At 53.6% G+C, this 23,355-nt stretch carries 14 protein-coding genes; 5 read left to right on the forward strand and 9 right to left on the reverse strand.

Annotated features, from left to right (window positions below; all coding sequences use genetic code 11):
* Positions 1–62 precede the first annotated feature (62 nt).
* The 4 genes from IE117_RS09445 to aroQ all read right to left on the reverse strand — a co-directional run bounded on the left by IE117_RS09445 (position 63) and on the right by aroQ (position 4,904).
* On the reverse strand, positions 63–1,121 hold the full coding sequence (locus tag IE117_RS09445; RefSeq protein ID WP_308439274.1) for an aminotransferase class V-fold PLP-dependent enzyme: 1,059 nt from the start codon (positions 1,119–1,121) through the stop codon (positions 63–65).
* Entirely contained in the window at positions 1,122–1,994 is an 873-nt protein-coding gene (locus IE117_RS09450) for a histidinol-phosphatase (protein WP_189564033.1), read from the reverse strand.
* A 132-nt stretch (positions 1,995–2,126) separates the two neighbouring features.
* Complete coding sequence (locus IE117_RS09455; protein ID WP_189564034.1) at positions 2,127–4,388, reverse strand: TonB-dependent receptor; 2,262 nt, start codon at positions 4,386–4,388, stop codon at positions 2,127–2,129.
* A gap of 69 nt (positions 4,389–4,457) precedes the next feature.
* Entirely contained in the window at positions 4,458–4,904 is a 447-nt protein-coding gene (gene aroQ, locus IE117_RS09460; protein WP_189564035.1) for a type II 3-dehydroquinate dehydratase, read from the reverse strand.
* 113 nt (positions 4,905–5,017) lie between these two features.
* Here aroQ and xerD point away from each other — a divergent pair, with 113 nt between their 5' ends.
* The 3 genes from xerD to IE117_RS09475 all read left to right on the forward strand — a co-directional run bounded on the left by xerD (position 5,018) and on the right by IE117_RS09475 (position 12,102).
* The gene (gene xerD / locus IE117_RS09465; protein ID WP_189564036.1) at positions 5,018–5,911 is read left to right on the forward strand and encodes a site-specific tyrosine recombinase XerD; all 894 of its coding nucleotides are present in this window, start codon (positions 5,018–5,020) and stop codon (positions 5,909–5,911) included.
* Between the two features lie 91 nt (positions 5,912–6,002).
* Entirely contained in the window at positions 6,003–8,213 is a 2,211-nt protein-coding gene (locus IE117_RS09470; protein ID WP_189564037.1) for a carotenoid oxygenase family protein, read from the forward strand.
* Between the two features lie 52 nt (positions 8,214–8,265).
* Positions 8,266–12,102, forward strand: a complete 3,837-nt coding sequence (locus IE117_RS09475) for an AAA family ATPase (RefSeq protein WP_189564038.1) — start codon at positions 8,266–8,268, stop codon at positions 12,100–12,102.
* A 266-nt stretch (positions 12,103–12,368) separates the two neighbouring features.
* On the opposite strand, the gene IE117_RS09480 is transcribed toward IE117_RS09475, so the two are convergent.
* The 4 genes from IE117_RS09480 to IE117_RS09495 all read right to left on the reverse strand — a co-directional run bounded on the left by IE117_RS09480 (position 12,369) and on the right by IE117_RS09495 (position 19,942).
* The gene (locus tag IE117_RS09480) at positions 12,369–14,711 is read right to left on the reverse strand and encodes a TonB-dependent receptor (RefSeq protein ID WP_189564039.1); all 2,343 of its coding nucleotides are present in this window, start codon (positions 14,709–14,711) and stop codon (positions 12,369–12,371) included.
* Between the two features lie 138 nt (positions 14,712–14,849).
* Complete coding sequence (locus IE117_RS09485) at positions 14,850–16,268, reverse strand: TolC family protein (protein ID WP_189564040.1); 1,419 nt, start codon at positions 16,266–16,268, stop codon at positions 14,850–14,852.
* Positions 16,269–16,276: 8 nt separating this feature from the next.
* Positions 16,277–17,644: an HlyD family secretion protein gene (locus IE117_RS09490; protein ID WP_189564041.1), complete on the reverse strand. Its 1,368-nt coding sequence runs from the start codon at positions 17,642–17,644 to the stop codon at positions 16,277–16,279.
* A gap of 102 nt (positions 17,645–17,746) precedes the next feature.
* A complete protein-coding gene (locus IE117_RS09495) occupies positions 17,747–19,942 on the reverse strand; it encodes a peptidase domain-containing ABC transporter (protein ID WP_189564042.1) in 2,196 nt (731 codons plus the stop codon).
* 198 nt (positions 19,943–20,140) lie between these two features.
* On the opposite strand from IE117_RS09495, the gene hemF reads away from it, so the two are divergent.
* Positions 20,141–21,055 carry an oxygen-dependent coproporphyrinogen oxidase gene (gene hemF / locus IE117_RS09500; protein ID WP_189564043.1) on the forward strand — a complete coding sequence of 305 codons (915 nt, stop codon included), beginning with the start codon at positions 20,141–20,143 and terminating at the stop codon, positions 21,053–21,055.
* Position 21,056: 1 nt separating this feature from the next.
* Here hemF and IE117_RS09505 read toward each other — a convergent pair whose 3' ends face one another.
* Positions 21,057–22,160 (reverse strand): o-succinylbenzoate synthase, encoded by a 1,104-nt coding sequence (locus IE117_RS09505; RefSeq protein ID WP_189564044.1) that lies wholly within the window; start codon positions 22,158–22,160, stop codon positions 21,057–21,059.
* Between the two features lie 39 nt (positions 22,161–22,199).
* On the opposite strand from IE117_RS09505, the gene lpxK reads away from it, so the two are divergent.
* The gene (lpxK, locus tag IE117_RS09510) at positions 22,200–23,291 is read left to right on the forward strand and encodes a tetraacyldisaccharide 4'-kinase (protein WP_189564045.1); all 1,092 of its coding nucleotides are present in this window, start codon (positions 22,200–22,202) and stop codon (positions 23,289–23,291) included.
* Positions 23,292–23,355 lie beyond the last annotated feature (64 nt).

Raw genomic sequence — 23,355 nt, forward strand, 5'->3', positions numbered from 1 at the left:
CGGATTTTTGATTTGGTATATACCCAAAAGCAAGCACGCCCAGGGAATTTACTCAAATTGCGTCAGAGACGACTTTTTTCTAAAAAATCCTGCAATTGTGCAAAACTCAAATCGGATATGGCCGGGAAATTCGCGATCCGGAAGGTGGTGGCTTTCCACGCACCATACCCGGTCCCCAGCAATATGCCTGCTTCCCTCGCCTTTTCTTTCAATTGCTTTATAAAATTTTCGTCTGCCTCGATTGTAAGTACCGTTGGCGAACGAACCTCGGGATTTTTTATCAGGATCTTGTAGGAGTTCTCATTCAGGAATTGACAAAAAGCTTGGGCCCGGCGGGCAATATTCAGGGCCGTATCCGCTATTGGAGGTACTTCTTCCAGCACACGACCCAGCAAGTAAATACCCAGCGTATTGGGCGTGTAAGGAGTTTGGTTTTTAACAAAATTGTCCCGCAAGAAAAGCAAACTATTGTAATGGTCGCGCTCACCGATTGTCTCGGCCCGCTCGATGGCGCGGGGTGAGACGACAAGTACCCCCAGACCGGGCGGCAGACCGAAGCATTTCTGCACGGAAGCAAACCAGACGTCGCCGGCCGACCAGGGCAGGGCGACTCCCGCCATGGAAGAGGTGGCATCCACGGCGATAATGCCCTTGAACTCCTGCCTGATTTTGTGCAAAGTACGGGCAGGAAGGGCCGTGCCATTGGAGGTCTCATTGTGCGTCAGACACAAAACTTCGGCGGATTTGACATGATCGCCACCCTCCAGGTTCAGATCCTCCTCCGGCCCGAATGCGTGGCCGGATGCAGGGTGCAGTCGGCTGGCGTACTCGAACCATTTTTGCCCAAAGGCCCCGTTGTAGGCGTGAAGACTTCTGTTCTGCACCAACGACTGAGAGACGATCTCCCAGCATTCGGTCGCCGACGAGGTAAAGTAAACCTCATAATCTGTCGGAATGTCCAGTTTGACGTGCATGTCGGCCACTGTCTTCGCCAGCATGTCCATGAAACTACCCGAGCGATGGTTCATGCTCAGAATACCCGATCGGTAGGCATCCTGCAGGTAGCCCTCCACCTGCGGGTAGAGTTGGGAAGGACCAGGATAAAAGGAAGTCAGGTTCATTCACAAATATAAACCTTCCCCGTCAAAGGCGACGTCCCGCCAGGCGTTGTTGTGCAGAATTCGCAGGGTTTTAAAACCAAGCTGTTTGAGCTGCAAAGCGGTGTCGGATAGCCGGGCGGTGATTTCGGCGGGGGCGTGGCTGTCGGAATTGATCATCACGGGAATATTTCTGGCCAACGCCTTCGCCACGATGGGCATGGAAGGGTAGGTGCTCAGATTTTTCTTGTAGAGTCCGCGGGTGTTCACTTCCAGAACACAGTCGGTTTCGGCCAGAAGATCCAGCGTTTGGTCGATTTCTTTCTGGTACCAGTCGTCGCTTTCGTCGAAAAGGCTGTTGTGCAGATTGTGAATTATTATCTTGTCCAGATGCCCTAAAATATCGGGTGGATCGAGCGTGAGCATTTCCCTGATCCGGTCGTAATACAGGCCAATGACCTTCCGGATGTCGCCGCCATGTACTTCGACCAGGCCCCGCATGAATTTTTCCGTAGAGCCGTCGATTTCCCAGGGTTCTCCTAATTCGTTTTTATCCAGGTAATGCACCGAGCCGATGGTGTAGTCCAGCGCAGAGGCGTAGGTGGAAGGACCGCAGGAACCGGGCAGATAATCTATTTCCAGACCAATGTACAACTCGATTTTGTCAGAAAACTCTGATTTCAGTGCTCTCGTTTCCGCCAGATAATCAGCCAGCTTTTCGGCCTGCATACTCCACGCATTCACGAAATCAACCGGACCATGGGAGGAGAATCCGAATACTCCGACATTCTGCTGCAAAGCCCCCTCTACCTGCGCCCGAGGCGGCTCAACCCCATCGCAATAGTGGCTATGACTGTGGTAGTTGGTGAATACAGGGGAGGATTTTTGGATAGCCATGCTATGAATAGAGTAGTTTGAAAACCAGAAATTTGCTACGAAATGAAATGGGGCAAAATTTCAAAACGACAAAGTACCGTGGTGGGGTACCAGTAAAGAAAGCCTGCGGCAGCGTAAAGGATTGAGCACCAACTACCATGCATACCGGGCCATCAGCCACACGCTCCGGCCAACGCCCGATACACCGGAGCCATGCATCCGGTAGGCTTCGTTGAAAATATTCTGGAACTCGGTGCTCAGGTGTAGTTGGCCCAATCGGTGGCCTGCCGCGGCGTTGACTACCTGCCAGCCGGGCGTGCCTCCTGCCGGGATGCGGTTGTCATCTTTGTCTCCCCCCGCCAGCCGGTCCTGTTTGGCAGCGGCGTACCATTCCAGCCGCGCCCAGGATTTGGGTGTGGGCTGATAGCGTAGAAGCAGTTTGCCATTCAGCGGCGGGATACGGCGGTAAGGTTCATTTTTGGATTGATTTTGGCCGTAGGTGTAGTTCACAAAACCTGCCATCAGCCACCGGCGCCCGGCTTGCCATTCGGCATCGGCTTCCAGCCCCTGAATGAAGGCCCGGGAAATGTTTTCTTTAAGGTATACCGGATAGCCCTGCCGGATCTCGTCGGTTTTGGTGCGGTCGATCAGGTCGGTGAGTTGGTTGTGGTAGGCAAAAAGGGAAGCGGCAACGACACCGGTTTTTAACTTTATCCCCACTTCTTTACTGAATCCGCGTTCGGGACGCAGGGATTGGTTGGGGATTTCGTAGCGAAAATCCACGATGCCCAGGGTTCCGAGGTCGTCAATGTTCGGGGCGCGGAAGGTGCGGCTGACATTGCCGACCAACCGCAGCGAAGGCAGCAGGGCGTAAGAAAGACCTGCGTTGGGCACCCAGGCGGCGGGTGTCAGCGTGGTGCTACCCAAATTTTCATCGGGAATCGTGATGGCAAACGTGTTGTACCGCAAGCCGGCCGTCGCGGTTAGTTTTTTAAGTTCCAGGCTATGCAGGGTATAGAAGGCTAGATTGCTCATCGTGGAATTATTGGGATACAACCCGCGCTGCACGGGCTGCGGCCCGGCAGAACTCCAGATCGGTTCAACTTCCTGCTTCTGGCTATTCACATGATCGAAGTACCATTCCGCGCCGGTTTGGATCGTCCAGTATTTGCCCGGTTGCGAGATGACGGAAGCTAGCAAGCCGTAGGTTTGTACCTCATCTTTTTCAAGAAGTGTGCGTTCCGCAGTCCTTTTACGGCTTTGCCGGCCCTCCTCAGTTCTGCTGACCAACGGGGTGATTTGCCATGATTTCAGCCATGGACTATTTCCGGAGCCTTCCAACCGGGCGTAGACCAGCGAGCGGGTCTGCGGATTGAATCGGTTCAGGACAAAGTTTTCAAGCTGAACTTTGTGAAACACGGGGACGTCCTCCTGTTTGAGATGCTGCAAAGCTACGGTTAGCCGGAGGTTGGGGCGGAGCTGAAAAAGGGATTTCAGATCGAAAGAATATTGGTCGTAGCCGGTCGGTACTTGCTTGCCGATGCCTTTCCCGCCCACAAGATCACCAAAGTTGCGGTAGGAAAACCCGCCCTGTACCGCAGCTTTGGGTCCGCTCACGCCCAGCGAAACTCGTCCGCTCTGCTCCATGCCGCCGCTCGTCAGCTTGCCCAGGACAGTACCGTGGAACTGAACCCCTTCCGAAAATTGCGGCGAGGCGGTCAGCACGTTGATGGTGCCGCCCATGGCGTCGCTGCCGTACTGCACGGCCCCGCCACCCCGCACGATCTCGACGCGGTCGAGCAGGAAGGGATCGATGGTGTTGAGGTACTGGTTGGGGCCGGAACGGAAGGTGGCGTTGTTGAGCCGGATGCCGTCGACGAGGAGCAGGGTTTGTTGCCCGGTCAGGCCGCGGACGAATGGCGAGCCGCCACCGTGGTTGGTTTTTTGCAAAAACACCCCCGACTGACCCATCAGCGCTTCGGGCGTGGATCGCAGGGAATTTTGGGCCAGGTCGCGCCGGGTAACGACCGTCACGGCTTCCGGACGGTCGAACGCCCGGGTCTCGTAGCGCTGCGCCGTAACCACGACCTGATCGTTGAGTTGAATGAGGGCCGGTTGCAGCGAAATTGCCAGGTCGGCCGAGGGCCCGTCGACAATCAAGGTTTTCGAAGAAAAGCCAATGCTGGAGACCAGGATTTTGTGCGTCGTGCCGGTAGCCAGGCTAAGTCGGAAAACACCGTTTTCGTCGGTGGTGGTGCCGAGGTTCGAATTCAGTACCTGCACCGTGACACCCGGGATGGGCTTTTGTTCGGTCAGGGACAACACCCGACCCGAGACAACTTCTGTGCGGTCAGACTTTTGGCCAAAACCGAACAGAGGAAGTAAAACGAAAAAAAGGGGCAGAATTCGATGCATGGGCCTTTCTCAAATTAAAGCGAACGGCCAAAATACGGGATTCGGCTGCGGAAATGAAAATTCCGGGCATTAAGTAATTGTGACGGGTTTTGCGTTCAGATTTAACAGGTAGCGGATGGCCAAATCGTAACCTTGCAACCCCAGGCCGCAGATCATCCCGTGGCAGCGGCTGCTCAGAAAACTATGGTGGCGGAATGCCTCGCGCTTGTGGATGTTCGAGATGTGTACTTCCACGGCAGGCATGGGTACGGCCGAGAGTGCGTCGGCCAGCGCCACCGAGGTATGGGTGAACGCTCCGGCATTGATGACCAAACCATCAAATGAAAAGCCGGTGTCGTGGATTTTGTCCAGTAGTTCGCCCTCGTGGTTCGATTGGAAGTAGTGCAGTTCCGCTTCCGGGAATGTCTTTATGAGAAGTTCAAAATAGTCTTCAAAAGACTGACTGCCATAAATACTGGGCTCGCGCTTTCCCAGCAAATTTAAATTCGGACCATTAAGAATCAGGATTTTTTTCATGGTGTCAAAAATTTTGAAATGGTACTTTTAACCGCATAGTCATTAGGAATTTCTTTGCGACTTTGCGTCTTTGCGAGAAATATAAGCCGGGCGCCATACGCCGAAAGCCAGTTATGTGGCAAAGCTACATCAAACATTTTAAAGATTATCTCCGTCTGGAACGGTCGCTTTCGGGCAATTCGGTGGAGGCCTACGTCCACGATGCCGACAAACTGCGCGAGTACGCCGAACTCCACGAACTCCCCGGCCCCGCCGAAATTACCGAAGCCCACCTGCTGGGCTATCTGAAATACCTCACCGAACTCGGCCTGGCCGCCCACACGCAGGCGCGCTTTCTCTCGGGCATCAAAGCTTTCTTCAAGTACCTGTTGCTCGAAAACCTCATCAGGGAAGACCCTTCCGAACTGATTGAATCCCCCGCTTTGCCACGCAAACTACCCGATGTGCTGTCCTATCCCGAGATCGAGCAAATGCTGTCGGCCATCGACCATTCCACGCCGGAAGGCACCCGCAACCGCGCCATTTTGGAGGTACTTTACAGCTGTGGCCTCCGTGTGTCGGAACTGACAAGTCTGCAGCTCACCAATTGCTACTTCGATATTGGATTTATCCGCGTTGTGGGCAAAGGCGACAAAGTGCGGCTGGTACCGATTGGCCGGGATGCGATCAAGTACACCGAAATATACCTCGAAACGGTGCGCAACCAACTTGATGTCAAGAAAGAAAGCGAGGACATCGTGTTTCTCAACCGTCGGGGCGGGCAGCTCACGCGGGTGATGATTTTCCTGGTCGTGAAAGCGGCCGCCGAGGCGGCAGGGATCGCCAAGAATGTCAGTCCGCATACGTTCCGGCACTCGTTCGCCACCCACCTGATTGAGGGCGGGGCCAGTTTGCGGGCCGTGCAGGAAATGCTCGGCCACGAGTCCATCATCACGACCGAAATATACACCCACCTCGACCGTGACTACCTGCGGCAGGTGATTACGGAATTTCATCCAAGAGGGTAGTTTGGGCAGGTAGCCCATCCTTCCGGAGACAGGGTATATTAGAAAGTGTTACGTCTTATAAAGACAGCCCATTAAAACTTTCTCAATTTTTTTGAAAAATTTTACGCAGGAGCCTCTCCTGTACACGACCGCCCAGGAGGTGGACGGCCATCTGGTCGTTACGGACGGGGAATTCCCCGAGGATATGCTTGGTACGGTGTACATGGTATACCAGATAGGTAGCGTCAACTCCAACGGCCTTCCCTATCCCGAATTTCTGCCCGACGGTAAGCCCAATCATGAATTCGGTTCCGCAATCATGAGCGGCGACGGCATGGTGCTGAAAATTAACCTCACCGGCCAGCCCACGATCAAGACGCGGATCATGAAGACTCCGTCGTACTTTGCCGATTGGAACACAAGGCTGGGGACAGAAAACTACCACAAGGACTTTGATTTTCTGAGGTTCAGGAACTTCGGCATATCGCGTTTTTCGCTGATGCTCGGCGTTCGCAACCCGCTGAACACCGCCGTGACGCCCGCCCGCTTCGGTAATGCCAATCCGACCCTGGTTTCGGCTTACGACGTGGGGCGTCCCTACATCGTGGATCCGGTATCGCTGCAACTTATAACGCCCATCGGCGACAGCAGCGAATGGATGACGGGCATTCCGGCCAAAGTACCCTGGGCTTTTGAGCTTTTCGAAACCACGGCACACCCCTGTTTTGACCCACGCAGCCAAGAACTATTCAGCGTCAACTACTCGCGGATCGAGAAGTCGGTCGTCATGGCCGGACGGACGGTGCACCACCTGAAAAATTCGCACACCCTGTTCAAGCAAAAGCTGGTGGAGCTCATGGAGCGGCATCAGGATAATCCCGACCAGGATGCGGTGCGTGATCGGCTGACCCGTTTTTTTGAGAATCTGGATGAGGAACTCTACGCCAAACCGGAGGATGGGTTTTTGAAAAAACTGTGGCGGATGGCCCAAGCTTTTTTCCGGCGAATATTCAGCAAAAAAACAAAAGCGGATGAAGCCGGTGGAGCGCCGCCCGGTGCGGCCGTAACGCTGATGCGTTTCGATGGGACAGGGCCCTGGAAAAAATGGGTGCTTCACGACCAGTATGGCCAGCAGCTGCAGATCAAGAACTGCATGCACCAAACCGGGCTTACGAAGGATTACATTGTGTTGCAGGACTCGTCCTTCAAGTTCTCCAACGAACTGCTCATCAACAATCCTTTCCCCGAACATCTCGGACTGGAACGGTTCATCCGGAAAGTACTGGCGACCACCATGCTTCCCTACACCGAATGCTACATCGTGCGGCGAAAAGACCTGACCGACGAGGTGGAAAAGGTGGTTGCGTACAAACTGGACAAGCCGATCCCCATCGAAACCATCCACTTTTCCTGCGATTACGAAAATCCGAATGGGGAAATTACGCTGTACGCGGTGAATAATGCCGCCATGTGCATTGCCGAATGGGTGCGTCCCTACGATCTTTCGGCTCTCACGCGAAAAGCCATCGACCCGGATGTGCTGAGTTTGTTTGCCCTGGGGACAATGGACGTGAGCCGGTTTGGGAAGTGGAAGATCGACGCCGAAAACAACCGGTTGCTGGAAGAGAAATCGACCGTGCTGGCCGAAACCGGGGACACGTCCGCCAAACAGGGTGAGTCGCTCGGATTCAATACCTGGGCCATTGGCTTGTACACTTATCGTGATATTATTTCCGCTGAAAAAGCGGTGGATAAGATCGAGCACCTCTGGTTTGTGTCGAACGGCCTGGACCCGCTCATGCTTACCGAGTTTATCGAAGACCTTTACAAAGACTACCCCAATCGGCTGGTCCCTTACCCTGAGGTAAAAGAACTTACCAGAAAGGGGATTCCGTACAGCCTGAATTACCTCAATGCCGATACGATGCGCTCCAACGAAACGGGATACTACCAATTCGAGCCTGGAGATTACCTGCGAACCATTCAGTTTGTCCCCCGCAAAGTACCCACGCCGGGTGTTGACTATGGGCTGGACGGCTATATTTTGTGCAGTGTGCAGGCCCAAAAAGCACAGGGGAGACAGGGTGAATTCTGGATTTTTCGAGCCGACCGGATCTCGGAGGGGCCAATCTGCCGCATGTACCACCCCGAAATCAACTTCTGCTTTACCCTTCATTCTGCCTGGATGGCAGACCCGCTGCCCAACTCGATGCCGTACAACGTTCCGGTACGAGAGGATTTTGGACAGGTGATTGAAAAACTGCCGGACAAAACAGTCATCGAGCCCTTTTTTGAGCAATACGTCTACCCGAATTTTGAGTAGCGGTCCCATGCAAGCAGGTGTTAATCATTCACATTCAACTTTTTTTGTGTAAATGCCAAACTTTACCCCCAAAGAAATTCTGTACGAGAGTGACAGTACCACGGTGCAACGGGCCACTCGCGAGGACACGGCAGAAGAGGTGGTCGTCAAGACACCCAAGGGTGGAGATTACTCGGGCATCTACAATGAATACAATTTGTTGCGGGAAGACAGTCTGCGCTACAAGTCCCTGGCCGTAGAGTACATCGATGACAAACCTTCACTTATCCGCACGTATCTCCCCGGCAACTCATTGAAAACGCTGATCGCTGAAGGGAATGCCGGGTTGGAGTTTTTCTTTGAGTACGCGGCTGAAATCGCCCGTCAATTGCAGGACATTCACGATCGCTCGATCATACACCGGGATATCTCTTCCCATAATATTATCATCAATCCCCGCATGAAGTGGGCATCGGTTGTCGATTTCGATACGGCTACCAAAGCCCGTTCGTTCCGGGTGTCGGTGTTCGACACCGACTGGCAGGCAGGCCATGGCCACTACATTTCACCGGAACAAACGGGGCGGATGAACCGCCTGGTGGATTACCGCACCGACTACTACTCGCTGGGGGTAGTGTATTACGAGATGTTGACCGGGCAACTTCCTTTCACGACCAGCGACGTACTGGAACTGATCCGAAACCACATCGCCGTGGAGCCGCCACGGGTGGATGCGGTTCAGCCCGGAATACCCGCCATGGTGGGAGAACTGGTGGCGAAGCTCACTGCCAAAGATTCCGAAGCGCGTTACCAGTCGATGGGGGGGCTGATGGCCGACCTCCAGCGTTGCCGCAGGGAATGGGGGGAGCGCAAGAAAATCGACAGTTTCCCGCTGGGTACTCAGGATATGCCCTCCCGGCTGCATGTCTCCCAAAAGATGGTGGGGCGCAAGCCGGAACTGGAACAGATACTTGGGTTATTCGATCGCACGAGCCGGGGTGAAAAGGTTTTCCTCAGCGTCGGTGGACTCAGCGGCGTGGGCAAGTCCACGCTGGTGAACGAGACAGTCCGCCCCCTAACCGAACGCAGTGGTATTTTCATGAGCGGAAAGTATGATCCGCAGCAGCAGAACATTCCGTACTACGGCTGGATCAGAGCCATTGAACAGTGGGCCGATAGCGTCGCGAATGAGCCGCCCGCTCAGCAGGAGCAGTGGCGCCGCCTGTTCAGTGAAAAACTGGTGGGGATGGATTCCATTCTGCTCCGGCTGGTGCCACAGTTGGAAATTCTGCTGGACGATACGCCTGACCCGGCTGAAACAAGTGCAACGGAACTGAAAAACAGGCTGCTCTATGCTCTGGGACTCTTTTTTTCGGCGCTGGCTGGCCCATCACACCCGCTGGTGCTGTTCCTGGATGACTTGCAGTGGGCCGATGACGATTCGCTGCGGCTCTTGGAAAGCATCATAGACAACCCCAACCTTACCCACTTGTTTCTGGTGGCCGCCTACCGCTCCGACGAGGTGGATGCCGCACATCCCTTTTATCCATTCACCGGGAGCGCGCCGGCAGAAGAAAGTTCCGTAGATGATCAGCCGGTCTTTCGGGCCACTATGCAGCTCCGGCCTTTGTCCGAAAGCGATGCGTACGAGTTGCTCAGGCATACGTTCAGCGGGGGAGAAGCCGCCGACGATCATAGACTCAGAGACCTTTCCCGGCTCGTTTTCTCCAAAACCCAGGGCAATCCCTTTTTCGTCGAGCAATTCCTGAATCTTCTGTTTGAGCGGAAGCTCCTGTGGCTGAACGCGCAGAATCGCACCTGGGAATGGAATTTGGAGAAAATCGGAGAAATGGCCATTTCGGAAGACGTGGTGAAAGTGATTCTGGAAAAAATACGAAGCCTCGCTCCCGAGACGATTCGGGCGCTCACTGTCGCGTCGGCACTAGGGAATTCTTTCAGTCTGGAAAGAACCGCCGCTTTGCTGGAACGGAAAATTTCGATTTTGCATGAGCAATTGTGGCCCGCAGTGCAGACCAACTCGATTCTGCCCGCCCACAGTGATTACAAAAATGTACCGGAATTGTACGAAAGAGAGCATTCTGACGTCGTTTTCCACTTCGCCCACGACCGAATTCAGCAGGCTCTCTACGAGGAAATCGAGCCGGAAGAACGGAAGGCGTTGCACTTCTCCATCGGCCGGAGTTTGCTGTTTGGTTCACAAACTGAGGAGCGGCTCTTCGAAATGGCCAACCATTTCCTGAAAGCCTCCGACCTGGCAGGAGCCTCACCCGATGCGGCAGCCATTTCCGATGCCTTGCGGAGAGCGGGCCAGAAGGCTTACCAATCGGCGGCTTTCGACAACGCGTTCAGGTACCTTGCTTTGTGGGAGAAATTACGCAGAGATCAGAATACGGAAGCGTTGCCCTTGTACCGCATCCTCATCGAAACGGCCCATTTGACCGGACGCGGAAAGGAGTCGGTTTTTTATGAAACGAAGGCCATGGAATTAGCCAGCACCCAGGAGGAGCGGAGTGCGGTTTTCGAAACCATGATTATGAGCTATACCGCCACGAACGAACTGGCCAAAGCGACCGACCTGGCCCACCAGGCGCTTGCTGAGCTGGGAATCCGATTGCCGCGAAAAGCCCGAAAATGGCAGGTAGTTTTTGCGGCGTTGCGATCGCGCATGCTGCTGCCTGACAGCAAAATTTCCACCATATCAGACTGGCCGGAAATGACCGATACCCGTCGCCAGTGGGCCATGCGGCTGCTCAATGCGTCGCTTTCGGCTTACTTTCTGCACAATCTCGATACGTATCCGCTGCTCATATTCAAGATGGTGGAGCTGAACACCCGATTTGGCAACACCCGGCAGTCTATTACGGGCTTTGGCTCCTATGGCCTGATTCTGGCGGGATCGCTCAATGCGCCTGAGAGCGGCTATGCCACGGGGAAGCAGGCCCTCAAACTCCTGGAAAAATACCAGGCTGACGAACTGGTGGCCCTGGCGGGATTCATCGATCACACCTTTATCGCCCACTGGAAGGAACCGGTGGTGAAGATGATCGACCAGTGCTACGATACCTACCAGCGCGGCCTGTCTCAGGGCGACATATGGTACTCGGGCTGGAACCTGTACATGAGTAATTCCTACCGCCTGTATCTGGGGGGAAAGATGTCGGCCCTGACAGATGGCATACGGGCGCACATGAGCTTCTGCCGCCAGCACAACCTTCCCCATCCCCAATCACGCTCCGAACTTGATCTGTACGTGGGGCAGCGGTTAAGGTACACCAACTATACCGATCCTGAATTCGACTGGGAGCAGGCTATCGCCGGGTTGCTGAGCTCCGCCGACCATACCGCCATTTTTCATGCGTATTTCAATTACGGGCTGTGTAGTTTCTGGCTCGGTGAGTTCGACGTGGCCTGGCAAATGCTTCAAATGGCCGAAAAATATTCCGGATTAGCGAAAGGCATATTCTCTTATCCCTATTTCAAAATATACCAGTCGTTGGCGGGGCTGGAAATCTATGCCTCCGCTGATGATCCCGTACAAAAGCAGATCCAGTCGCAGGTAGCTAAAAACCTGAAACTTCTCACCAAAATCGCTGCCATGCAGGAGGCCAATTACCGCTGGGGTGTCGTGCTGGTGAAAGCCGAAAGCGACCGTGTGTTCAGCACTACTTTTCAACCCGGAGCTTTCCAGAAAACCATCGAAATGACTCGAAGCGAAGGATTGGTGTACCCGGCCCTGCTCGCGCGCCTGCAACTGGTCCGGGCCAAGTTCAGTCTCGGCTCCGCTGACCGGTCGGACGAACTTGAGAAGTTCAGGGCAGAATCGAAACACTGGGAAATGGAGGGCGTTTTGGCCGCTCTGGAACAAACTATTGCAAAAAAATCAAATTAATTTGCAAACCGCCGCATCCAAATCATCGTCATCCTCGTAGATACTGTTGTTGGCAAGCCATTATGGTTCGCCGACAACATTAGTAATAACTTAGAGGGGACGGTAGTGCTTAGACCTGCTTCAATCAATGAAGCAGGTCTTTTTTGTGCCGTACGGGACAGATTATCAGTGAGGTAGTTTCCAGGTAAGGTTAAAGAAAGACCACTGGCCCGAGGGGGGGCTGACCCACCACCTGCTTTCGAAAACCGGAAAAGTACCCGTCTGGCTCAGAATTCCCAGCGATAACTCAAAATCGGTATCAACCCCAGCTGGTACTTTTGCACCAACTGCCGTTGTAAAGCATCGTAGTAGCTGTACGCCTGATTCTGGGTGCCACTAACATTTTGAATGTCGAGCGCGATGGTACGGCTGTAGCGCGGGTGGTTTTTCTTCCAGTAAATCCGCAAATCAGGCCGGAAGTAGTCCTTCATTTTGATCGAAAAGGCATCTTCTGACGTGTAAATCGTGCGGCCCTCCGTCCGCGAAGCATCTACATTGATGGGGGTATCGCCGAAGCCGCCCAACCAGATGAGACGGGTGTTGATGCCCCAGATTCCATTTTTTTGCGTCCTGAATTCTCGGCCACTCGTCAGACTGAACGTATGGTTTCCGTTGTAGCGCGTATTTCGCCGGACGCCATCAGCCGCCACGTAGGTAGCGTCGTAAAGCGAGCCCGACACCATGAGGTAAAAATCGTCCGTCAGATATTTGTTGTAGCTGACCTCAATGCCGTAGTTGCGTCCTGTACCGGTATTCTTCAGCGGCAGGTTTACAAAGCCTTCCACCAGATTGAGCGCTGAAAAACTCAAACTCTGGGGAGAATCCGGTACAATCTCTCCTTCATAAACAGGAACGTTAAAGGTATTCTGCAGGTAGGCCTCCACTTTCAGGTTGCCGGAAGTACCAAAACTGTACTGATATCCTCCGACCAAATGATGCGAACGGGTGGGGCTGAGGTCCGTATTGGGTAGGAGAAGCTGTCCGGTGCCGGACCGAACATAAGACAGATACACCTGAGGCTGCTGCAACTGGCTGTGCAGACCATAAGAAAGGCTGAACGAGTTCCGCTGATCAGCCTGAAACCGGACGGACGCCCGGGGTTCCAGCGATTGGGTATTGTTGTAGGTGTAATGCAGGTAATGCAATCCCAGGTCGGTCGTGATTCGCAGGGTTGGCTGCCATTGCCACGAGACATAGGGCTGTATAATTAACCCCCGCAGTCTGCCTTCCGCTACTTCGCTACCCGAAATGGACTTAACACTATCGGCCTGGTAAGTCAGGAAAGTACCTGCCTTCACGAGACTGCTGGAAGTCAACCGATGGCTGACAGCCGTAGTAAAAGAAATTCGGGTTTTTCGGTTGGCATCCTGTTCGGTCAAAGTGCGCTCCCGGGGATCATCGATCGAATGGAGGTAGCCGTTGCGCGAATTTTCCAGGGCCGATGCGACCAGCACCGTTTTCAAGCCTGTTTTCTTGCTCAGTTGCAGGGTGTGGGTTACGCCCAGGGCACCCATCTTGCTCCTGAAATCAATGTCGTAGCCATCCTTTTGAAAAACCCATTCGCTGGTATCGAGGCTGGCTTTAAAGATGTTGCTGCTTGCACCACCCATGCCAAAAACGGTAAACTCGCCCGCCTTTTCGGTAGGCAAGGAAAGATTGAAGGATAAATCCTGGTACCGAATGTCCTCGCCGCCGAAGGTGACGCCCAGTGCGCCGAGTAGCCCCGTGAAGGAGTAGCGGTAGTTGACAAGATAGGAGGCTTTCGAATTCCTGGAAAACGGCCCTTCCGCCGCCAGATCAAAACCGATGAGTCCGGCCTGAGCGGTGAATTCCTGCTTTTCGTCGTTGCCCTTGCGCAGCCGCATATCCATCACGCCCGAAAGCGCGTTGCCGTACTCGGCAGGAAACGCTCCCGTCAGAAAATACGAATCACCCATCAGCTGGGTACTCAGGATATTCACGCCGCCACCCGTTTGGGTAGCGCGGTCGCTGAATGTCCCGGCGTTGGAGGTATGGTTGGGATTCACGATTTCGACGCCTTCCAGCCGCCACTGCATGCCGTTGGGGGTATTGCCACGGATCACGAGCCCATTGGCCTGGTCGTTGGCCGTTGCCACACCGGGAAACGACACCGCCAGCCTAGCCGGATCGAGGTAGGTAGCGGCATAGCGTAGGGTCTGCTCCGGGGTGATCGTCTGAATGCTGTTGTAGGCGATGGGCCTGTTGCTGCGGACAATGGCCGCTTCAAGTTGTTTGCCCGCCTGTTTTAAGGAAACTCCCACGACTTTCTCCTTCCCCGATTCCAGCAGGATTTCGGGAATCAGGTTGGTTTCGTAGCCTAGATACGCGACCGACAGATTGTATCGCCCCGTAGGAAGCTCATCAAACCGAAAGTTGCCTGCCGCATCGCTCACGGTACCTTTTTCGGTCCCGATCAGCTGGATGGTCGCACCGGCCAATGGCTGATTCGTGTCAAAATCCCTGACACTTCCGCGTAGGGTAGAGGTCAGCGTTTGCGCCCGGCAAGTGGAGGCAGTGGCCAGGAGAATAAGGAAAAAAACGCGCAGCATGAGAGGTGGCTAGATGTTAAGAAAGGTCAGTGAAGAACGACGTTGCCTCGATTGACGGAATTCGGAAACTACCGTTATCAAAAGAGCAACCTACGGCCCAAAGCTAATCGGCGCGAGAGAGAATACGAAAAAGAAAATTTATAAGTTATCCCAGGAACTGGCGCCCGAGGCAAAGAGCAGCACCGCCAGCGCCTTCTCGTACTTGGCCTGAAGGGACGCAACCTTCACCCGGAACTCGTTGAGCTTCGACTCCCGGGAATTGACCAGAAACAGGGAACTCTCCCCGATTCTGAATTTTGCGCTCTCGGCGGCAAGCAACAGTTCCTGGTTGCGCGCGGCGGCATTCTGGGTTCGAATCTGCATCTCCAGCGTTTTGACATCATTGAAGGCGGTATTGATTTCGTTGACCACTTCACGCTGTATTTGCTTCTGATCGAGGTCGTTCTGCAACTGTTTGATGCGGATTTGCTGCAGCTTCCCTCGTTCTTTTCTTAGGAATAAAGGAAAATACAGATCGACCATGAATTTGTAGTTATTCCCCAAATTCGAGAAGCCGGTTTTCGATTCCGCCCCATCCAGGGTCAGGCCTTTGTACAAGGCGGCGGCATTTAGGTTGAGCGAAGGCTTGAGCATCTCCCGACCCAACCGCTCGTCGATGCGGAGTTGCTCCCGCTTGAATTCAAATTTAATGAGTTCGGGATGCCGCTGCCGGGCCAGTCGCACCAGTTGCTCGAGTTCTTCGGGGGCCACGATACGCCCCACCGAAGGCTGTGGCACCGCCTCATCGGGTAGTTCGAGGGGTACCTGGTCGGCGCTCCAAAGGTGATTGGAGAGCAGCAGCCGGGCGTTGCGTAGTTCCAGGGTAGCCTGATCCAGGGTTACCTGTCGGTCCTGCAGCGTTACCAGTGCTTCCACAGTGTCGATGGCGGCGGCCTCACCGAGTTGCGCGCGCTGGCTGGTGGCCTGATAGCGTATATCGGCCAAAGCATAAAACTCTTTCGAAAGTTCGTACTGGCGGTATGCGAAAAACCAGTTCCAGTAATCCTTGGCGGCAGTCAGAATTATTTTGTTAATCATCTTGACCCGCTCGGCGTCGGCCAGATCCTGAAATACCCTTGCTTGCTGTAAAGTGGCCCGGCGGTTATCGATAATCAACCCCCGTCCGATGGGTACTGAGAGGCCGAGGTAGGAAATTCCTTCCGGTCCGGTCCGGATGTCGTCGCTCAGGGTCTCGCCCACGTTGCGGTCGTAGCCCAGTTTGAGATCCGCCCCGCCCAGCCACAAGGGTACTTTCAGAAACACATCACCCCGGTCAAAATACTTTTTGTCCTTATAAACCTTGCGGTCAAAAGTACCCTGTATGCTGGGGTCAAGCCCCCCTTTGGCAATGAGCAATTCACGTTGCGCCGACTCGGCAACTAGGCCGCTCAACTTAATGACCGGATGGTGGGCCAGAATTTGCTCGTAGTAATCGCGATACGTGTAGGTAAGCGTATCCTGCCCCGACACTTCGTACGTACAGACGAGCAGCAATACGATTTTTATAAAGTACTTCATGATTCAGTTTACTTCTTGCCCCCTTCGGTCGACTTGCTGGTGATCTTATCGATCTCTGCCTGCCCCAAATTGGGCGGGAAGCCGTTCAATTGCCGCCAGATTTCGTACCAGACGGGTACGTCAGACAGCATGACCCAGCCATACACGCCCGAACCCTGCCGGATGGCAGCGGGCCATTCTTCACCGGATTTGGGCTGTACAAGCAGCCGGAATTTTCCATTGGCACTACCCACGCGGTCGATCACGGCCACTTTACCTCCGAACGTACCAACCGACACCCCCGGCCAACCGGCAAACTGCAGCGCGGGCCAGCCGTCGAATTCCAGCCGGACTTCCCGACCCGGCGTAATGAGTGGCACATCCATCGGGTTGACGTAAAGCTCCACGGCGATGTTCGGGTTTTCGGGTTGCAGGGTGGCTATGGTTTCGCCTTCTTTGATCGTCTCGCCGATGCCCGCTTTCATGGCCCGGACCACATAGCCCGACTGCGGTGCCCGGACAATGTAATTGCCCTGCCTGATTTCCACACTGGCGTACTTGTTCCGCAGCTTTGACAGCTCACCTTCGGCTTCTGCCAGGCTCGAAAGTGCCGAGCTGCGGTCGGAGGTGGATTTGGCTATCTTTTCCTGGTACTCGGCCCGCAGGGAATTTAATTCGATCCGCGCGTTGATAAGTTCCTGCCGGGCCATGGCGAGTTTGTTCTGTTGCGAAATGACCTTGGCCGATTCTTCCTGTACTTTCAAGCGCCTTGATTCCAGGTCAGTCAACGAAAAAAGCCCGCTTTTGTAGCCTTCCTCGTAGCGGGAAAGGCGGTTTTTGGTGATTTCATAATTCGTGCGAAGGGCGTCCAGATCAGTGCTGTCGCTCACTACCTTCAACTGCGCCTGGGTGAGTTTGTTGCGGGCCTTTTCCAGGCTGAAATCCAATGCGTCGCGGAGCGCGGCGAGTTGGCCCGACAAGGCGTCGATCTTGGCATTGTACCCTTCTATCCCTTCCTGCTTGGCCTGGGCTTGTTCCTGCAACCGGGACATGATCTGCGGATCGATGTACTCATCCTTGGCTTCTGAAAGAATAGCCAGCGTGTCTCCTGCGTTCACAAAATCCCCTTCCTGTACATACCATCCCTCGATTCGTCCACCGATGATGTTCTGCACCGTTTGCGGGCGATCGCCAGGGGAGAGGGCGGTGACTGTTCCCGTTCCGGAGATATTCTGTTGCCAGGGCAGAAACATAATGATAATCAGGATCAGCATGACTCCCTGCATCCAGCGGGCAAATCGCCTTCCGGTTTTTGGGGTGGACAAAGTACTCAGCGCGTGCAGATTGTACTTGTCCAGCATTTCATCGTTGACCCGTTTTCTGGTAATATTAAGCATTCCTTTTATAAGCGGATTGATGTATTTGTCGAGATTTTCCGGGGAAACTCACCCCAGTCAATAATAAAGCTGAGATTTCATCTCTAAACCACTGAATGAACCCTACGCGGCCTGGAATTCTCCCCGGAGTGCCGGGTGGTGCTTCACTTCTTCAAAACGACCGTCGGATACCACTTTGCCATCATGCAGTAAAAGTACCCGGTCGCACTGACTCATAATCATCGGATCGTTGGACAGAATGAGCAACGACCAGGGCACGCCTTCTTTGGTGAGTTCCCGGATCAGCCGTTGCCTTTCGGAATTGACCGAACTATGCATCACATCGTTTACCATCAGGATCTTGGGCCGCGTAACAATGCACCGCGCCAAAGTGATTTTGGCAATAAAGCTCTCCGAGTAGCGACGTCCGCCGGGAAGCATGTTGCTTTTCAGCCCGTCGGGTAGTTTGCTGATGGCATCAGTGAGGTTCAACATGTGGAGCGCCCATTCCAGATCGGCCAGGCTCACCTGATCGCGGCCCATGGTGATGTTTTCCAAAATCGACCCTTCGAAAATATCGTCCACGGCGATATTTTGCTCAATGTACGACCGCAGGCTCACCACATTCAGGTCGCGGAGCGAAATGCCGTTGAAAGTAATGCCGCCCTGGTAATCGGTCAACAAACCCGAAAGTACCCGCAGCAGCGTGTTTTTGCCCGATCCATTGGTGCCCGTCACGCATACCGATTCACCGGGTTTCAACGAAAAGGAAATTCCGTCGAGGGCCGGATTTTCTCTGCCCTCGAAACGGTATTTCAAATCTTTTACCTCCAAAAATAAGCCCTTTCTGAAATCCTGGGGCGAAAACCGGAATCCCTGTTCCCGTTCCAGCGGCATGTCGGTCACGTAGCCCAGCTTCTCCACGGCCGTGAGGGCGTCGAAAATAGTGTCAATACTTTGAATGAGCTTTTCAACCGAGCTGGTCAGCAGCACGATGATGATTTCGGTGGCCACAAACTGACCGAGAGAAATCTGCCGATCAACGACCAGGAAAGTACCCAGGATAAGCAAGCCGCCGATCACCAGCGTTTTGAAGCCAACGGCGTTCCAGAAGAATACTTTCAGGATCTTGAAGTGTTTCTTTCGATAGATCAGGTAGTTGTTGACCAGCCCGTCCATCTTCTCCATCGGCAGATTGCCCGTGCCGGATAGCTTGAAGGTATAGAGCGAACGGGCGATATCTTCCAGCCATTGCGCGACTTTGTACTTGTACTTCGACTCCACCAGGCTGGTCTGCAGGCCCTTTGGGCCATTGAAGTAAATAATGAGCGCCACGATGAGGATCGTCAGGAAACCGAAGGCGATAAAGAACGGATGATAAAACGACAGCAGCATGATTCCCAGCAGAATCTGCAAAATGGCACCGGTAATATCGATCAGTATTTTGGGCAAGGACTTCTGGACCGTCAGAATATCGAAAAAACGGTTCATCAATTCGGGCGGGTAGTACCCCAGCAGCGACTCGGCTTTCACGCGCGGAATCCGATAGGTGAATTCGAAGGCCGCTTTGGCAAAAATTCTTTGTTGCAGCGTCTCCACGAGGGTGAACTGGATGATCTGCATGATGCCCGAAATGAGGACGCCCCCAATGACGACAAACAACAGCAAATAGACAGAACTAAACACCATGCCACCCGAAATGAGGTTGATGATGGCCTGAATCCCCAAGGGCAGCGATAGGGTGATGAGACCGATCACGATGGCGTACAGATAGATGTACCCAATGTCCTTTTTCTCATTCCCCAGTAACCGGAAAAAACGCTGCACGGGGGTAAGGGGGGCAGCCGAAGGGGCTTCATTGTTGCTCACCAGCGACTCCATCGGAAAAGCGGTAAGGTAAAGTGCCTGTCCGTTTTTGACAGTATCGGAGGTACCTGTCCATAAATAAGGGTTCCGGGGAAGACTGGCTGAGTCTTCGGCCCGGCCATCGGGCGAAAAGCGAATGGATAGGGGCGTGCCGTCCAGTTTTTTTCCACCCAGAACCGGAACTACTGCATCCTCTGTCTTTTCAAAGTACAGAATCGGATACTGAGCTTCCTGGACCAACGTGGCCAGTTGCTGCGCCGGGGCATGGCTGCTCACAAGGGTCAGGTCATACTCACGGGCTTTCGAAATGAGGTCTCCCAGAAATATCGGGAGGTCTTTCTGGGCGTATTGGGTCAAATGCAGCGAATCGTATACTTCACGCTGCGGTATATTCTTAGATTCAAATACCAGGGCAAGTTGCTGACAAATGGCTTGAATCAATCGGGAGTTCATATAATTGAAGGAAATAATTAATCTGGCTTGCGAAGATACTATTCAATTTCAACCCTGACAACGAATGAAGCATTGTGAATGTTCTCGGCGATTTGCATAAAGTGTTTTAATGAATGCGATTGTAAATATTAATACCGGAGCGAGGCAATAGCCTTTCTTGAATTTCCTCTAATTTTGTCCAAAATAAAAAACGGAAAAATGCAAGTCGAAGCAATCGAAGACTTTTTTAAGAACCTCCAAGACAACATCTGCCACGCCATCGAAGAAGAGGATGGTAAGGCCCAATTTCAGGAAGATCTCTGGGAACACCATTCCGGCGGCGGCGGGCGCACCCGGCTTATCCAAAACGGCAACGTCATCGAGAAAGGCGGCGTCAATTTTTCCAGTGTCCGGGGCGAGGTACATCCTCGTCTGCGTAAGCAAATGGAACTTGACGAAAACGACGACCACCATTTCACGGCCACGGGCGTTTCCATCGTGATGCATCCGCACTCGCCCAAAGTACCCATCATCCACATGAATGTCAGGTACTTTGAGTTAAGTGACGGTACCTGTTGGTTTGGCGGCGGCATCGACCTCACGCCGCACTATGTGGTCGAGGAAGACGCCCGGCTTTTTCACCAGACGCTGAAAGAGGTCTGCGACCGACACCATGCCGCCTTCTACCCGGCCTTCAAACAATGGGCGGACGACTATTTTTATATACCGCACCGGGACGAAACCCGCGGCGTCGGTGGTATATTTTTCGACTACCTGAAACCTGACGAGCCGGGCAAAGGGCAGGGACTTTCCAAAGCGGAATTGTTTCAGTTTGTCGGTGAGGTAGGGCAAAGTTTCGCGCCGCTTTATACGGGCTTCATGCAACAGCACCGTGACGAGCCTTTTACCGAAGTGGAAAAAAAATGGCAATACCTGCGGCGTGGGCGCTACGTGGAGTTTAATCTGGTTTGGGACCGGGGAACAAAATTTGGCCTGGAAACCAACGGCCGGACCGAATCCATTCTGATGAGTCTGCCGCCCCAGGCCCAGTGGGAGTACAATTTTGCACCCGCGCCTGATTCGCCCGAGGCCGAAACGTTGGCTTTGTTGAAAAAAGGAATCGATTGGGTATAGCTTACACGGTAAGCCAGCCCGAATCAAGGGCGGACAAGTCCCAATTGTCGGGGCCGTTGGCAAATAGTTTGCCATCCCGAATGGTCAGTGGGGAAGCGAAATTATTTTCGTAAATCTGCCCGGTGCCCAATCCCTGTGGTAGTATGGTGTCGAACTGCGCGGTGAACTGGGCGATGGCATTCAGCCCGATATTCGATTCCAGCGCCGAAGTGATCCACCAGCCGATTGAAAGCCGCTGGGCGATCTCGATCCACTCCCGACATTGCTGGAATCCGCCCAGGAGTGTGGGTTTCAGGATAATGTATTGAGGGTGGATGGTTTTTAACAAGGAGAATTTCTCCATATAATCCATCTTGCCGATCAATTCCTCGTCCAGTGCGATTGGAATGGGGGATAAGGCGGCCAATTGCGCCATCAGTTCCGGTTGTCCGACCGCGACGGGCTGCTCAATGGAATGGAGGTGGTTTTTCGACAGGCAGCTCAGTTTATCCTGTACTTCTCCGGCGGCAAAAGCACCGTTGGCGTCTACCCGAAGTTCGATCTCCTCGGCGGAAAAGCGGCAGCGGATGGATTCAAGGACGCGGCACTCCTGCGCAAAATCAATGGCGCCCACTTTGATTTTTATGGTCGTGAAGCCCTGCGCCAGTTTCTCCTCGATTTGGCGTTGCATGAATTCCTCCGGTCCCATCCACACCAGACCGTTGATGACGATGCCCTGTGCCTTCTTTGAGAAATCGTTCTTGAAAAGTACCCTCTGGCCTCCATTCATGAAATCGTGCAGGGCGGTTTCTATGCCGAACCGGATGGAAGGCAAGCCGGCGGGAATGAGCTGATCAAGAATGATGGGGAGGTTGAAAGGGAACACTTCCAGGTCGAGGCTGTTAAAAAGCCCGCAAATCTCCGCTAACTTTGTTTCAAAATCTGCCCCATCGTCGATGCTCAGGCCGGGCAAGGGGCCACATTCGCCGTATCCCTCCGTACCGGGCTGTTCTTCGTCGGTAATTTTGACTAACCAGGAAGTTTTTTGTGTCAATACGCCGCGCGAAGTACCTGCTTCAAATTTGAATTTTAGAACGTAAGGCTGGTACTGGATGAGCAAGGACATGAATAGAGTGTGTCAGATTATAAAAAAGAGGACAAGTATATGAAAAAAATCGAGCCGGATAGAAAACGATTGAGTGAACGGAATATAGTCCGAATCCTGCTGAAACCTCTTTCCTTTCTGTACGGCTTGGTGACAACTTTGCGTAACCGACTGTACGACAATAGAATGCTCCGATCAGAATCTACTTCCCAATTCTCCATTGTGGTAGGCAACCTGACGGTAGGCGGAACCGGGAAAACTCCGCTTGTCGAATACCTGATTCGCACATTGGGTCAGCAAAACGGGATTGTAACGTTGAGTAGAGGGTACGGTCGGGAGAGCCGTGGATTCATGATGGCTTCACCGGACAGCACCGCGGCCGACATCGGGGACGAGCCGCTGCAGTACTATCAAAAATTTGGCCAAAAAATCCCGGTGGCGGTTTGTGAAAATAGGGTGGAGGGCAGCCGGCTTCTGGAAGAGTACTTTCCGGCCCATAAACTACTGCTTTTGGACGATGCGTTTCAGCACCGCGCACTGCGGCCCGATGTAGCGATTTTACTGAACGACTTCAATCGCCCGTTCTATCAGGATGATCCGTTTCCCGGTGGGAGACTGCGGGAGGGCCGGTCCGGGGCAGAGCGGGCCGACGCCATCATTACGACCAAATGCCCGCCCGACCTGAGTGCGAAAGCGAAAGAGTCCATCAGGCAGAGCATAGCCAAATACGCCGCTCCGGGAACGCCCTGCTTCTTTGCGGGTGTTCGCTATGGGGCAATGAGGAGCTTCGATGATACCGATGTCCCGGCCCGGTCCGTTGTACTCGTGACCGGAATCGCGCAGCCGCAGCCTTTGCAACAGTACGTAGCAGAAAAATTCGGCCTGGATCAGCATATCCGGTTTCCCGACCACCATGGCTACACCGAAGCAGATGTGGCGGAAATGTTAAAAAGTCTAAAAAACGATCAAATAATCTTGACCACAGAGAAAGATAAGGTCAAATTGCGACCTTTGGCGGCAGAAATAAATGCTACTTCCCGTTTTTGCTACATACCGATCGAAGTTGAATTTGGCGACGAGACGGAAGCTTTTCGGGAATGGCTGCGGGTCAGCGTAGTGCAGCCTTTGCAAGCCCGCCCGGTCATGGATTGATTTTTAATAAATTGATAAACCAAAATTCAATAAAGCTGGAAACCGCGTGGTTTTTACCATGGTC

Origin of the sequence: Persicitalea jodogahamensis (assembly GCF_014651615.1) — a bacterium.
Classification (GTDB): Bacteria; Bacteroidota; Bacteroidia; order Cytophagales; family Spirosomataceae; genus Persicitalea; species Persicitalea jodogahamensis.